Here is a 13,216-nt window from a genome sequence, read left to right as displayed (position 1 = left end):
ATGTTATAAATATCTATTTTTTTGCAGTATAAGTTCCTGCACCTTGAGGTTTGGGTCGTCGACGATCTGAAGCCGGAAGCAGATAATTGAATTTACCCCAAAGTAAATACAACAGAGCCGACGACAATTGAGTAGAAAAATAAGGTTGATCCTCATAGTCTAATTCTTTTTCACTGCTCTTATCCAGCTCTATTTTCCCTTCTGTTTTCTTTAAGGGTGAATGGTTAATGGAACTTACTAATGGCTCACACTCATTCCGGTCTATCAGAATATCAGGACGATTACCTTCATTTGTTCCGAAAAGAATATTCAGTAATCTATAGTGTTGGCTATAAAAAATAGTTTCTTGCCCTTTGCTCAGAAGGTGGACAGTCCATTTCTTCTTTCGCAAACTTATGGCTAATAAGTTGGCATCCGTATCATTTAAAGTTCCGGATAAAGGATAGTATTTTCGGTAGTCAGGTTCTTTTTGATTTGCAGCCCGGTCATAATACAAGAATAGCTCCTTTCGCTTATGATTTTTAAAATAGGAGTCAATCATATCAGCAAGTTCTTCGTGCTGGTTCGGATGAATAGCCCAGAGCTGTTTTATAATTCGGAATTCTTTTTTTGATTTTATTTCCTGGCCAAATACCACACTGGAGAATGGTCCGGGATCGTATCCTCCGAACAACGGTTGATTTGGATTACAATATTTTAGGTTTTTACTAGTAAATTCGATCTTCGAATCAACAGATTGTTTATCAATATCATTGTATACATAACCATCATCAAAGAGATGTTGTTTTCCGAATTTTCCGAAAAACATATCTTTCACCTTATATTTACGGACTGACAGGATTGAGGTATTTAGTTTATCAGGATCCTTTATCGATTTAATCTGATTTTTAATATACTCCACACCCAGTATCTTAATGTTGGAGAATGATGACGCTCGCAGATATAACGTTTGTCCACGTCTGGCTTCGTTAAGTCTTGGAGTCCATCTGTCAAGAAAACGCTGTAGTTTTTGTTCATTTACAGTATCTACTTCAGCCTGTGCAACTAACAAATCGGTTAACCTTAGATCTACTTCATAAGCAATTTCCATTATATTCTTCATCAATGGCACATTCATATCGCTCTCAAATTTAGTCCACCAGTCTTCGTCTGTTTCAAAGTTAGGTGTTGATGAGAATCCGGTAATACCCATAAAATAATGAGAATGTCCGAACTTAGACCGGTCGGCACGAAGTGCCGGGATAATACGCTCCAGGAATTTCTTCTCCGGGATCCGGATCATTTCATCAATAAATAAGTGAGCGGCATTAAGTCCTAACATCGACTCAGGGCGGTCACATGAAACAAATTTAATAACAGTACCATTGACGAATGAAACTGTATGTTTCCAATCAGTAATAGTTTCTATTAGAGTTCTACTCCAATTGGGATTTCTCGAAGTGGGTACGCCAAAGTGTTCCGGAGGCTTTTTCCCAAATTCAAAATATGCACCTCTTTTATAGTTCTCAAGAAAATACTCCAGAATACCAGGAAGAATATTATCAATAATACTTTTATAAGTTGAAGCTCCTAAAACAAGTAAAGATCCGGGCATATCGTTTTGGACTCTATCGATACGAGGTGCAAGCATGTGAGTAGTCTTACCGGATCCACGACCAACTTCACCGAACAAGAAGGTTGGATCCAGTAACTTTACAATAATTTGAACTATCGACAGGTATACCTGAAGGAACAGTTCTTTACTATATTTACGAATCTTCATTTACGTCTTTATAATCTACTGTTTCTATATTCAATTCATTAGCTACTTCATCCAGTAACCGGTCTTTTTCCGACTGCGAAATATCCCGAGATTTAATAATAGTCTGAGCTTCTTCCCAGGCTTTTAGAATTCCTTTAGGTGAACTTACTCCCATACGTTTAAGAGTGATATCTGCAGATACAATCTGAGGCTTGAAGGAGATAAGTTTAGGATCAATCACATTTGCCGATGCTTCAATACGCCAGTTACGTGCTTTTGTCCAACATCGGTCCACCTGTCCAAAATCGTGAGCCACCAAGCATATATCAGCTAGTTTCATCATTTGATCTGCGAAGTAATTGTTCCATGCCGGGGAGGTAACACTGCAGTCTGAATTAAAAAAGTTTATAGCGTCATAAATCCTACTTTTACAAGTTGGGATCGATAGGTGTGGATATGTTATTCGTAGTTTATTGGCACACTCACTTACTGAACGATATTTTCTATGTAAGTTCGAAGCTTCATTCAATTCTAGAATATAATCAGCTAAGGCCGGGGATATCCCGACCTTTTTAGCATCTCGAACTTCAAGAAAGCGTTCTACGATTTCTACAGGTAAACGTTGTAGATTTTCTAACATAGTTTGATGATTTATAAGTTGAAATTTTTATAGATCTCTGTATCTATTCTTTGTGTTCGCTGTCGAGCATTCAATTTTTCATTGGCATCCATATTGCTGCTTTTACCCTGATCAAATAGAGCCTTATCCATTGCATATTGTCCGGATGCTTTTCCCTGATGATATGCTTTATAGATTTCATGATCCGGATTATTAAAGTCCTGAGTAAACTGTTTTGGATCTTCAGGCTCTACTAGAAAGATTATTTCATGTGCAGGGTATTTGAGAATGCCAAAGGCTTTGACTTTTTCGATGAATCCATTATCGTATTTCATAAGCTTTTAGTTCTTCTTTAGTTAGTAGTATTCCGTTTTTCTTTACTACAATTGGCTTTCCTGCATTACGACAATAGCGGATATATCGGCGAACATTCAAGTCACAATAGCCGGGAGAAAGATCGACAACATAGGCTATTCTTTCAGTTTGATCAGCTGCTATGATAGTAGTACCGGATCCGGAGAATGTATCTAGTATAATGTGTCCGATCAAGCTACAGTCCATCATTGCATCGGCAACAAGCTTGATGGGTTTGGGAGTTGGATGATCTTTGGTACTTACGTCTGCAGACTTATTAAAAGAGCTGGCTCCCGGATAATCCCACACATTGGTTCGGTATCTTCCTGTCTGGCCTAGCATGAAATTGTTTACATTGCGTTCACGACCACTTTTAAAAACAAATACCAATTCATGACCTGATTCGTATCCATGTTGTTCGATCGTATCAATTCTCGCATTTAATAATTCTTCAGGGATATCCTCATTATTCTGGTATTGGAATACAAGCTCATGTTTAGAACGGTAGAAAGTTCCCATACCACCATTGTTCTTATTCCATACTATCATGTTTTTGAACTCAGTATATACTTGCCCAGCTGTCGCTATTTCTAGAACATGCTTCCAGTCCATACATACAAAATGAATAGAACCCTTATTCGAGTATCGTATGTGATTCAGAAATACTTTCTTGAGGAACTCTGTAAATTGTAGTGTTGTCATCTCACCGGCTCCCATTACAAATGTTTGCGACTCATTCTTCCCAAATCCGGAGAATTGTGCCGGAGCCAGATTATATGGAGGATCGGTGAATATCATATGAGCGAACAGTCCTGCCATCAAGCGACCGATAGCATTCACATCGGTACTGTCAGCACATATAACCTTATGTGGTCCTAACTCGTATAGGTCATCTAATTGTGTGATCGGATTCTTTGGAGGCAAATCGTTGAATTCATCTTCAATGATTATACGCTCTGAATCTTTCTTTTGTGTTACCTGTTCAGCTGAAGGGAGAGCAGCATCTAAAGATGGTAGGTCCATGATGATATCCTTGTAGATATCTCCGAAGTGTTGTTCTAGTTTAGGCAGGTCCCATTTGCCGGCATGAGTATTTGATAAGAGCATATATCTTTTAAGCTCGTCTTCAGTAAGCATCCGGCTTGGTACACGTACATCTATCTCAAGGTCTAGTTGTCCACGTTCAATGTAGTATTCTAATCTACGATGACCGGCTATAAGAGTGTTGTCAAGGTTGATCACTGGTGTATCTACCAGGTTGAATTCACTCATGCTTTCCTCGAGTACTCTTTGACCATCATCATCTCTTACCCTGGGGTTGTAGTCTGAAGGTATAAGATCACGTACTATTCGTTGCTCAGTCTTCCAATATAGTTGGCTCATATTGTCTCAATAATTGATTCGAAACAAAGCTATTCTAGGAGTGTCGAACAATAAAGGACAGATCAATCGAACAGTTTCTGATCAGCATCGGATGATTTATGAGCGTCCAAATTATAGATATTTTCCTCTCAAATATACTGGGTGCAAAGCATTGATATATAATGTCTTGATCATATATCATGAAAGTAAGGTCTATTTGTATTACGAGCCTTAGACTCAGCGGCACGAGCTTAAACGACACACATATTTTTTTTAAAAATTGAAAAAAACATCTTATTGCTGATTATCAGATGTATAAATATGTTTTGAATATCAAATACTGAAAATCGAGTGGTTTATGAGATAAAAGGAATGTTTTATACAAAAAATAAGCCTTTAAAATAAAGGCTTAAAAAGTTCTGATATTTTGAATATATATTTATTCCGATTCGTTTTTTTCTTCGAGTTTTTTGCGGCGAACATCACCGGAACTAAGAGCCGTTTTGTAGGATATAATTACTCTGTTATTTACATAGTTGAATTTGCCAAAATCAAACTTTACTAATTTGGATCGGCTAGCTCCGAGATCAATATTTGTGTTGTCTTCTATCAGGGCAACTAAAGAGGTGTAGGTCTTAATCACTAAAGGCTTTTGCAAAATCAATATATATACTTTCTTCATTTTTTTTATTAAAATGCTAATATAATATATTATAATGCCATTTTTAATATTTTATAAAAAAAATAAACCTATAATGAGTTTTATTCACTTATTAGTTTTTTCATAATTTGAAGCTTTAATTCGGCTCTCATTAAATTATCTTGCCATGAAAGGTGTTGATCTCTGTCTTTATACTTTTTCTTGTTTAGATCGCTCTTAATGCGTCTGATATTTTGAATTGTATTGGTTATTTCATTTAGAAAAGCATCCGGATTAGAAGCGAGTAGCTCTTTGAGGTTGTTATTTTGTGATTGGGAATAATTTATTTGTATTGCTATCGGATGTATATACTCGAATTGCTTTTTATCATTGTAGCTCTGCAGCTCGCTATGTGCCTGTTGATTTCGTATAGCATTGCGAACCATTTCTTCGGCCATGTCAGGATGGTTGTCTAATAAAACGTCAATCTCTTGCATACGATGGTAAGTTTTTACACGATCGTCATACAAGAGAATGCACAATTGGATATGGGGATCAGAATTGTTATTCCAATCTATTTTGGGGAATTCTTCGCTTTTGCTTCTTTTTTTTTATCAGTTCCTTCAACGACGACAGGATCCTGAGCTTTCTCCTGATTGGTTTGTTCTGACTTGGGAGTTCCTTCAACGACGACAGGATCCTGAGCTTTCTCCTGGTTGGTTTGTTCTGCCTTGGTAGTTTCTTCAACGACGACAGGATCCTGAGCTTTCTCCTGGTTGGTTTGTTCTGCCTTGGTAGTTTCTTCAACGATAACAGGATCCGGAGCTTTCTCCTGATTGGTTTGTTCTCCCTTGGTAGTTCCTTCAACGACGACAGGATCTTGTTTCTCTGTTATTCTTGAAGACAATATCTTTGCAAATAAATCGATGAGTTCATCGTCCGATTTAAAGGATAAAAATTCGATATAGGCATCACCCATCGCTTCGAGATCATCTTCATCAACACCTATTGTATTTAATAGAAAATCTTTTGTTTCTTCGATCGTTTTTCGTTCGGGTTGTACAATAATCTCTTTTTCTCTGTTTGCAAGTATTTCCTCTGGAGTGACCTTATCTAAAAGTATAGATAGCATTTGTCCTACGAGTTTCGATTTATTGTAATCTGAAACTCTAGTGAGCTGATTGTTTAACTTATGACCTGGACACTCTTTTTTAAATAGCTCGAGATCCTTATCGAAAAACTTTGCGTCACTATGTTTAACGACAAAGTTGTTTTTTTGTGGAAACGTTAATTTACTCATATTATGGCTATATTAAATAAAAGCCACCGAAGTGGCTCTATATGATTAGTATTATATTTTAAGCTCTGAATATTTCGAAGAAAGCATACCCTGAGCCTGTTTTAGTTATAATGAAGCTGATCCGGCTACCTGCTGTGGCAACAAAGTCAAGTCCCCGGTTCAATATAAAACTATCAGAAGGAATGATTTTAGTTGAATTGGTGTTTCCTGCTCCTATTATCTCAATAATACGGCCTGTATCAGAATCTGTTACATTGGTGATATTACTCAATATAGTTGTTAATGTATTTGCGGATAGCTGATATTGGAAATTATCAGTTAAAGCGAATGTAGCAGCATCAGCAGCTATAATATCGGCTTCAGCCAAAGGTAGTGGTCCTTCGTAAAAATAAATTGGATTAGGACATTCTCCCCCTGTAAAGGTTGAAGCAATACCGGATATACCTCCATCTAAGTCTCCAATTGCTGTATAAGCAAATTTTAAACCTCCTGAACATGGATCTCCGGCAATAAATCTTTTTCCATCCGAACATCTTTCGTAAACAACAACAAAGTCTTCTCCGACATTATCATATGCCCAGGCAAGAGTTTCTTCAGAAATACCCTCTATTGTAGGTGATAAGGTTATAACTCCATTAAAAGGAGATTCACCCGGAGCAACATTAGGTTTGATTGTATTGACCTTGCTATCTATAAATTTAAAAACTTCACCGGGTAAAAGAACATTTGACATTATTCTCACACCCATAGGTTTGGGGTAATCTTCCACTGCTACAGACTGCATCTTTGCCACATACATCCTATACTTCAATGCTCCTAGTTTTGAGCTTCTATCTTGCTTCTTTAAATTATTCAATTGCATAATTTTACTTTTTAAATTTGTTGGTAATGAATATAACCGGAGCTGTAACTCCGGTTATATTTGAAAACTAAATACTAAGAAACACGACGTGAGAGTTCAAGGAAATTACCGGAAGGACGAGACAGTGTCACCATTTCACCTTCTATTTCTTCTTCGTAATCTTCCCATTCAGGGTACAGCTCAATAAAATCATCTATGGCAGTTGGAACAAAATCTTCTTTGATTTTGAACTTTCCTTCTTTTTTTACAGTTGTAGCATTTTCGAGGCTTCCACAAACAATCCGAATAACCACATCGCCTTTGAATTTTATGATATTGGATATATTGGTAGCAGTTGTATTTGCTCCTGTTTCGAATAACGAATTAAGCCTTGCATCTACAGTTGTTTCGTCAGCATCTAAAGTGGTTGCTGGGAAGTTGGTGAAGATCCACTGATTTTCATATTCGGTAGCAATCAGTTCTTCCAAAGTTTTATATTGAATTCCTGCTTGTTGAAGTCCGGATCCTTCCTTCCAACGTGACATAACTCCCATCTCCTCCCAATCACGTTCAAAATAGAAGTCGAGCATTTCGAAGGGTTTGTCTTCATGATTTTCCACGTTACCGGGCGTAGTGATCCACACTTTGTAGTTATTAATGGGCATATTTGGAACCCACTTGATATTGGCATCAACATCGTTGATCATACCGGCTGTTACACCTCCAAAATCAGTATCTCTACCATATTTTTCACGGAAGTTACGTATGTATAAAGGGCGATGTTTTAGATTGGCATTCATCTCGTACCCTTCGATTGAAGGTAACAATTGAGTGTGAAAATCCCAGAAATTCTCAAAATAATCTACAATAGTAGAATCGTTATAAGTCCGGTAGTTTTTGTTAGGATAGACTTTTAATCCATCTTCAACCAACTGTATTGCTCTCAAACCACCATTTGCAGCAAACATAGCAGGGTTAGCAACTACTTTTTGTTGTGGTGTCCTTACTCCAACGATACGCCTTTTGTTTTGCTCGTTACGCAAAATCGTACCAAAGTGTACCATAATCCACTCAATAAAAGTCCACTTGATTACATTAGACCCTTCTTTGTTAAGATATCCGATGTATTGTTTTTCAAGGAGTATCAAGTCATAAAACAAAAACTTGAACATCACATCAACAACACTGTAGATTTCAGCTGTGAAGTTTACCTGACCTTTAAATATTTTGCCTTTACGATATCCTTGAGATAACTCTCCGAAGTTAGCACCCGGTGCTATTTCTTTATTTTGAATGTTGGATCTCATCGGGAAGATATGATCCACTGTAGGTAAAGTTCTCAGGAAAGCAAGTATAAGATCAGTACGGCGAACGATGAATTCACCGGCTTGATCATATAGATGGGTATAATCTATAGCCCCAGTGCCGGCAATGAGCTTGTTAAAGTCGAGTAAACTTAACATATTACCGTCTTCCAATTCTTGTGCCCTGGCTTTTAGTTGACTGGAGAAAGATTCAAAGGCATCTTTAAACTCATTTCTTTGTTTTTTACTGATTGATGAGACTATGCCTTTCTTCGTAACAGTAAGTTCGTTAAACCAATTACCACGAGCCATCAAAGGGTTAGCAATACCGAAAAGATGTTCTGCAGTATGCGAAGTATGTCCTAAAGTTCTGGATAGTATCTGTACACCTGTAGGATCAGCTCTTACTACAGTTACCGGAGTATCCGGTTCGGGATCTTTTTCCAACGTTTCGATTTTAGCTTTCTGTTCAATTACCTTCTCTTTTAGATCGGGTACAGTTTTGGGTGCAGCTTCTCCAAACATATTGGCCAGTTCTTTCTGGTCACTCTCTGATAAGATGTTTTTGTCCGGTTCTGGATCGTCTTCATTGGCTTCTCTATCGGCCTCGAAGGTTACACCGTACTCTTTCTCATATTCTGCAAACAGTTGCTTTTGCTCGTCAGCAGTTAACTCTCCGGTTTCAAGCTTCTTTTGAAATCCGAACTTATTTATCAGAGTCTTAAGTCTTTTTTGCCATTTTTTTAACATTGAATTATTTTTTTAAGTATGAATAAAAGGATTGTTTTTCTGTATGAAGTGACTGAAGAAGCTGTACAGCTCCATCAAAATTTGTTATGTTATCAATCAATCCGTTTTGAACGGCATCGAAAGCATAGAATATTTTTCCTTCAAGAATACCTTCAACGGACAGATCGAGATTGGGACGGTTGTCTTTTAGTATATTTTGGAAATGTTGGGCAAAGGGAGTAAGACTTTCAGATATAAGCCTTTTGTCATCACCGGCTAATGCCTGTTCGTATTCAGTATTTTTGAAGGAAGATTCGGGTGGCCTCACTGTAATCTTTTTAATGCCCATACTTGAGTAATATTCTGAAAAATCGAGCATGGTCATTTGTGTACCAATGCTTCCGATTTCACACATTCTATTAGCTGCTACGATTCGGTCGCAAAAAGATGCAGCATAAATTCCACCGGAACAGCATTGTCCATCGATGAAAGCAACTGAAGGTTTAGTTCGGGTTCGTAGTGCATCTTCAATCTGTATAACTGACTGGGTAGTTCCTCCGGGTGTATTTATAAGGAGAATAGTTCCGATTATTTGATTAGATCCGTTAGCATAACGAATCATATTTGCGACATCATCAATACCTGGTACGTATCCAAACCAACTTTGATATCCATATTTATACATTGTACCGATGATGGGAATCACCGCTATCGAATTTTCTTCAAAGCTGTCATAGGGATTATCCGGATAGTCACCACCCGGAGCGATAAGACCTGCATATTTTAATTGTGGAGATTGCTGCAGTTCTATTTTTTCTCCCTTAATCATCTTGAGGCAGAACAGTTCGACGTTTTGGATCGCTGACTGTCTCAACAATAAGGGAGAAGAAGTAATTTCTGTGATTAGATTTTCAAACATTGCACGTTATTTTGTGCAATGTTAAAGGTATACAAGTGTGTTATAAAGGACTTGTTATGCCGGAGAAACGGCTTTAAAAGTAAGATTTACAAAGATTTTATCATTAGAATGTGTCAACTCTGCAGGATACTCTGTTGAACCAACAATAAAAGATCCTTTATCTGTGTAAAGCATCAAAACATAGTATTGAAGAGGAAAACGAATTAAAAAAAGTTTTTCATCATACTTGGTTGTAGCTGTTACTGTCTCAGTTATTACCATACCACCACTTTCATTCCTGGAGGAACTCTGATAGGTTGCACTTTCTTCTAATGGAATATTCATAAATGATTTTCCATTTTTCAAATTTATAGTTCCCGGATACATTTTCTCAATATCATCCCGATGGACGACTTTAAGCCTTTGGCAAATAATTGAATTCATATAGTAATAATTTGTAAATTAGATACTTCACTATTTTACCACCATTTTACCACTAAAAAAGGACAGAACGATGCACTTGGTCGGACAAATATTTATGCTTTTTTATTGTAATTCCGTCTGACTTTTCTTCGTCTAATAACCTCACGCCATCGATAAAAATCTTTTATTAGTGCATCAGCTGTTATTGATTCAATTTTATATTTATTGATAAACCAATAAACTGTATCCAGGTAGTTGATTCCATATTGTTGCTTATTTATATCCAATTCAGATCGAAGCTCTGCAAAGAACATAGTCTCGACTCGTTTCTCGATAAATGAGACGCTTCGTTCCCCCAGATAATTATACGTAGCCGGATCTTTACCCACTCTACGATCCGGAAGACCTAAAGAGACATTACCAGGAGGATCAACTTGGCAATCTTTTGGCCTTTTTATCATAAAATCCCAAATGGCATGGTATAAGTCTAGGCTATCAGGAAGACATACACAATCTTCCTCCTGGTTGAAATATTTACCATTCAAGTATTCGGCCAGATGTCCTTTTATTTCAATATTAGTTTTAACCATACTTATATATAATAAATCATTCATATAAAGGTACAAAAATATGGTGAATATTTCAACCGTGCTTCCGCTTGTAATTACTATGTTAAATAGTTGTAAAATACATATTGTACACAATAAATGCTCACCAAAGTAATTCTCCGGCAAAACAATATCTACTGGAAATTTTTGTTTTTCTGTAACCTTATACGATTTACAATACATAAAGTTGAAAATGTGCATATTAAGTAGTTTACAAAGTTTGTGTCATTAAGTCTACTCAGAGGAAACCAGTTTGTAACCGGCTGTAACCCCATAGGCTGGTTACATAGTATATAATCTTTGTAACCTTTTGTAACTTAACTTTGTAACCTTTTGTAACTATGTAACTTCTTATAGTATTAATACTTTTCTTTTTTTTCAAATATTGGTTACAGAGTTACGAAAATTTATAGGAGATTAAAGAGGGGAGGAGAAAAAGAGGAAAGCCCCGGAAAGGCGTTTAAATAGACGGGTTTTAATTATTGTTAATACCTTTGCTTATTTAGTTAAAGTGCTTACCTTAGCGGTTATATTGCCTTTGTTATACCCTTGTGTGATGTGTATGTAAAAGAGATATATGTAGAAGCTTTGTCGAGTTCGACGGTTTATTAATTAAGGCATAAAAAAGGCGATGTTCTAAAACAAACATCGCTTCTTTTTTATTCGTTTATACGGCTTCGCCGGGTTTGATAAATGAACTTTTCCGCATTGGTAGTATTGATATGAAGTGTTGTGCTTCTTGATGCGCAAAAGAGCTATGAACAGATAGTATGATACAATGGGTTAGTTTGCTTTTCCACTTTTTTGGGCTTGATTTGCTATCATTTCATTTTTAGCTATACGTGCTACTGTAGCAACGAATGTTCCTCGTATGATAGCATTAACTTCGGGTTCCTGTACACAGGCCGCCGTTAGCATTTTTAGAATACCATCCTTATCTTTGTGGCCTATCGATATGCAGGCTCGTCCTGTCTTAAGGTCAGTACATGAGCAGAAGAAGGGATATCCTTTCTCGGTGGCCAGCTGCCTTGCTTTGTGTAGTAATTCTTCTATTTCGTCCATTTTCGTCTTTGTTTTTATAATACCTTTTAATTCGAGAATGAGTTTTAAGGATCTGTAAAGAGATAACTTTTCAGGTTCCCAATTATGGAGAGCTTTAAAGTCACCCACCGGAGGATCCGGAGGAAAAACATACATTCTTAATCCGATACGATAAGCCATCCTGTACTCGTTAGCAACTTTTATTCTGGTTGGTCCTATCATGATTCAGCATGTTTATATATATCGTCCTGAAGTGATGCAATTGTTTTATGAAATAGATCTACAAATTCCGATTCGGGAACAGGAGATAATTGTTCACCATAAAACTTCAAGAATGCTGTCGTTTGCGGTTCATCACGTCTCGAAATTGAGATCTTAGATTCATTATTATAGATACTGGTAGATGTTCCATCGGGCCACAAAGCAATATATAGTACTGAGCTCGAATTACGCTTGTAGTATCTTGGGGTTTCGAAATGTTTCTTTGCCATAATTAATACATTATTTCATTACGTAATTTTGCGGTTTGGTTATTTGAGTAACTTTTGATTATTTTTTGAGGTCTCGATCAGATTGGTCCTTATGTTCTTTTGGCCTTTTTCTATCTCTTTACGGATCTGTTTTGCTTCCTTCTCTTTCCGGATTAGATCTTTATAGAATGGATTCCTGGAGAGCTTCTTTTTTAGGGTAGTTATTTCAGCTTCAACTTTGGCTAGTTGCTCCTGATGGGGATCGATACTTGCTGTTTTGTTTGTTTCAATTACACCTTTTATAAAGTCTCTCTCGAGCTTAGGATTCAGCCAACCTAAAAACTTAATAAATACATCGAGGTGCATCCAGGTTCCGGGAGCAGTCCCCCCGGAGATCACCCGAACAATATTTCCCTTATCGGTAAATTCTTGAGCCGGATCCAGTCCATATTCTAGGCTGATATCCTTTACCATATCTTTGACTTTCTGAGTACGGGTATAGCCGTATACATCTTTCCCATATTCTTTGGCCAATGATGAAGCATTGAATAGCCCATCATCATTAGCTCGAAACAGGCTTTCTTTTGGCCTGGCATTTGTTGGTAATAATTCCATGTTTTCTTTTGTTTTTATTCAGTCCGTAAATTTGCGGTGTGGTTAGTTTCTGTTAATCTTCTATGTATTTACTATTCTTTAATAGCTTATTAAACTCTCTGTCTCGAGCTGCTTTAGTGTCGAATTTTCCGATAGTACGCCAACTATCCGGATGTTCAATTGTTTTGGCTTTAATAATAATTGTCGGGAGGTCCTGTTTACGCAGAATAGTAAAGCTGGCATCAATTACTTTCTTTTGGTCTGTCTGATTCATCTTATTAAAATTTAATAT

The 13,216-nt window shown here is 36.9% G+C and carries 16 protein-coding genes; all 16 read right to left on the bottom strand.

Annotated features, from left to right (window positions below; all coding sequences use genetic code 11):
- Nucleotides 1–13 precede the first annotated feature (13 nt).
- Nucleotides 14–1,762, bottom strand: a complete 1,749-nt coding sequence (locus tag G7051_RS17535; protein ID WP_166202373.1) for a hypothetical protein — start codon at nt 1,760–1,762, stop codon at nt 14–16.
- Nucleotides 1,749–2,381 (bottom strand): hypothetical protein, encoded by a 633-nt coding sequence (locus G7051_RS17530; protein WP_166202371.1) that lies wholly within the window; start codon nt 2,379–2,381, stop codon nt 1,749–1,751. Before G7051_RS17530 ends, G7051_RS17535 begins: the two co-directional genes overlap by 14 nt.
- 11 nt (nt 2,382–2,392) lie before the next feature.
- Nucleotides 2,393–2,695 carry a hypothetical protein gene (locus tag G7051_RS17525; protein WP_166202369.1) on the bottom strand — a complete coding sequence of 101 codons (303 nt, stop codon included), beginning with the start codon at nt 2,693–2,695 and terminating at the stop codon, nt 2,393–2,395.
- On the bottom strand, nt 2,682–4,097 hold the full coding sequence (locus tag G7051_RS17520) for a DNA modification methylase (protein ID WP_166202367.1): 1,416 nt from the start codon (nt 4,095–4,097) through the stop codon (nt 2,682–2,684). Before G7051_RS17520 ends, G7051_RS17525 begins: the two co-directional genes overlap by 14 nt.
- Before the next feature lie 418 nt (nt 4,098–4,515).
- Complete coding sequence (locus G7051_RS17515; protein ID WP_166202365.1) at nt 4,516–4,758, bottom strand: hypothetical protein; 243 nt, start codon at nt 4,756–4,758, stop codon at nt 4,516–4,518.
- Nucleotides 4,759–4,838: 80 nt separating this feature from the next.
- Entirely contained in the window at nt 4,839–5,213 is a 375-nt protein-coding gene (locus tag G7051_RS17510) for a hypothetical protein (RefSeq protein WP_166202363.1), read from the bottom strand.
- Between the two features lie 77 nt (nt 5,214–5,290).
- Complete coding sequence (locus G7051_RS17505) at nt 5,291–6,016, bottom strand: hypothetical protein (RefSeq protein ID WP_166202361.1); 726 nt, start codon at nt 6,014–6,016, stop codon at nt 5,291–5,293.
- Between the two features lie 58 nt (nt 6,017–6,074).
- Nucleotides 6,075–6,878: a hypothetical protein gene (locus G7051_RS17500; protein WP_166202359.1), complete on the bottom strand. Its 804-nt coding sequence runs from the start codon at nt 6,876–6,878 to the stop codon at nt 6,075–6,077.
- Between the two features lie 74 nt (nt 6,879–6,952).
- Complete coding sequence (locus G7051_RS17495; RefSeq protein WP_166202357.1) at nt 6,953–8,911, bottom strand: hypothetical protein; 1,959 nt, start codon at nt 8,909–8,911, stop codon at nt 6,953–6,955.
- A 4-nt stretch (nt 8,912–8,915) separates the two neighbouring features.
- Nucleotides 8,916–9,809 (bottom strand): S49 family peptidase, encoded by an 894-nt coding sequence (locus tag G7051_RS17490; protein WP_166202355.1) that lies wholly within the window; start codon nt 9,807–9,809, stop codon nt 8,916–8,918.
- A 54-nt stretch (nt 9,810–9,863) separates the two neighbouring features.
- The gene (locus tag G7051_RS17485) at nt 9,864–10,232 is read right to left on the bottom strand and encodes a hypothetical protein (protein ID WP_166202353.1); all 369 of its coding nucleotides are present in this window, start codon (nt 10,230–10,232) and stop codon (nt 9,864–9,866) included.
- Between the two features lie 92 nt (nt 10,233–10,324).
- A complete protein-coding gene (locus G7051_RS17480; RefSeq protein WP_255493278.1) occupies nt 10,325–10,825 on the bottom strand; it encodes a hypothetical protein in 501 nt (166 codons plus the stop codon).
- A gap of 777 nt (nt 10,826–11,602) precedes the next feature.
- Nucleotides 11,603–12,082 carry a hypothetical protein gene (locus G7051_RS17475; RefSeq protein ID WP_166202351.1) on the bottom strand — a complete coding sequence of 160 codons (480 nt, stop codon included), beginning with the start codon at nt 12,080–12,082 and terminating at the stop codon, nt 11,603–11,605.
- On the bottom strand, nt 12,079–12,351 hold the full coding sequence (locus G7051_RS17470) for a hypothetical protein (RefSeq protein WP_166202349.1): 273 nt from the start codon (nt 12,349–12,351) through the stop codon (nt 12,079–12,081). Before G7051_RS17470 ends, G7051_RS17475 begins: the two co-directional genes overlap by 4 nt.
- Nucleotides 12,352–12,390: 39 nt before the next feature.
- Entirely contained in the window at nt 12,391–12,945 is a 555-nt protein-coding gene (locus G7051_RS17465) for a KilA-N domain-containing protein (RefSeq protein WP_166202347.1), read from the bottom strand.
- A gap of 52 nt (nt 12,946–12,997) precedes the next feature.
- Entirely contained in the window at nt 12,998–13,198 is a 201-nt protein-coding gene (locus G7051_RS17460; protein ID WP_166202345.1) for a hypothetical protein, read from the bottom strand.
- Nucleotides 13,199–13,216: the final 18 nt, after the last annotated feature.

This window comes from Dysgonomonas sp. HDW5B (assembly GCF_011299335.1).
Lineage (GTDB): Bacteria > Bacteroidota > Bacteroidia > Bacteroidales > Dysgonomonadaceae > Dysgonomonas_A.
This window is presented reverse-complemented; position numbering and strand designations above follow the sequence as displayed.

What these genes read in the sequence shown, in the direction of transcription:
- G7051_RS17520 (WP_166202367.1), bottom strand. Translation starts at nt 4,097, where the DNA reads ATGAGCCAACTATATTGGAAGACTGAGCAACGAATAGTACGTGATCTT.
- G7051_RS17475 (WP_166202351.1), bottom strand. Translation starts at nt 12,082, where the DNA reads ATGATAGGACCAACCAGAATAAAAGTTGCTAACGAGTACAGGATGGCT.
- G7051_RS17530 (WP_166202371.1), bottom strand. Translation starts at nt 2,381, where the DNA reads ATGTTAGAAAATCTACAACGTTTACCTGTAGAAATCGTAGAACGCTTT.
- G7051_RS17460 (WP_166202345.1), bottom strand. Translation starts at nt 13,198, where the DNA reads ATGAATCAGACAGACCAAAAGAAAGTAATTGATGCCAGCTTTACTATT.
- G7051_RS17535 (WP_166202373.1), bottom strand. Translation starts at nt 1,762, where the DNA reads ATGAAGATTCGTAAATATAGTAAAGAACTGTTCCTTCAGGTATACCTG.
- G7051_RS17515 (WP_166202365.1), bottom strand. Translation starts at nt 4,758, where the DNA reads ATGAAGAAAGTATATATATTGATTTTGCAAAAGCCTTTAGTGATTAAG.
- G7051_RS17480 (WP_255493278.1), bottom strand. Translation starts at nt 10,825, where the DNA reads ATGAATGATTTATTATATATAAGTATGGTTAAAACTAATATTGAAATA.
- G7051_RS17525 (WP_166202369.1), bottom strand. Translation starts at nt 2,695, where the DNA reads ATGAAATACGATAATGGATTCATCGAAAAAGTCAAAGCCTTTGGCATT.
- G7051_RS17490 (WP_166202355.1), bottom strand. Translation starts at nt 9,809, where the DNA reads ATGTTTGAAAATCTAATCACAGAAATTACTTCTTCTCCCTTATTGTTG.
- G7051_RS17465 (WP_166202347.1), bottom strand. Translation starts at nt 12,945, where the DNA reads ATGGAATTATTACCAACAAATGCCAGGCCAAAAGAAAGCCTGTTTCGA.
- G7051_RS17510 (WP_166202363.1), bottom strand. Translation starts at nt 5,213, where the DNA reads ATGCAAGAGATTGACGTTTTATTAGACAACCATCCTGACATGGCCGAA.
- G7051_RS17505 (WP_166202361.1), bottom strand. Translation starts at nt 6,016, where the DNA reads ATGAGTAAATTAACGTTTCCACAAAAAAACAACTTTGTCGTTAAACAT.
- G7051_RS17495 (WP_166202357.1), bottom strand. Translation starts at nt 8,911, where the DNA reads ATGTTAAAAAAATGGCAAAAAAGACTTAAGACTCTGATAAATAAGTTC.
- G7051_RS17500 (WP_166202359.1), bottom strand. Translation starts at nt 6,878, where the DNA reads ATGCAATTGAATAATTTAAAGAAGCAAGATAGAAGCTCAAAACTAGGA.
- G7051_RS17485 (WP_166202353.1), bottom strand. Translation starts at nt 10,232, where the DNA reads ATGAATTCAATTATTTGCCAAAGGCTTAAAGTCGTCCATCGGGATGAT.
- G7051_RS17470 (WP_166202349.1), bottom strand. Translation starts at nt 12,351, where the DNA reads ATGGCAAAGAAACATTTCGAAACCCCAAGATACTACAAGCGTAATTCG.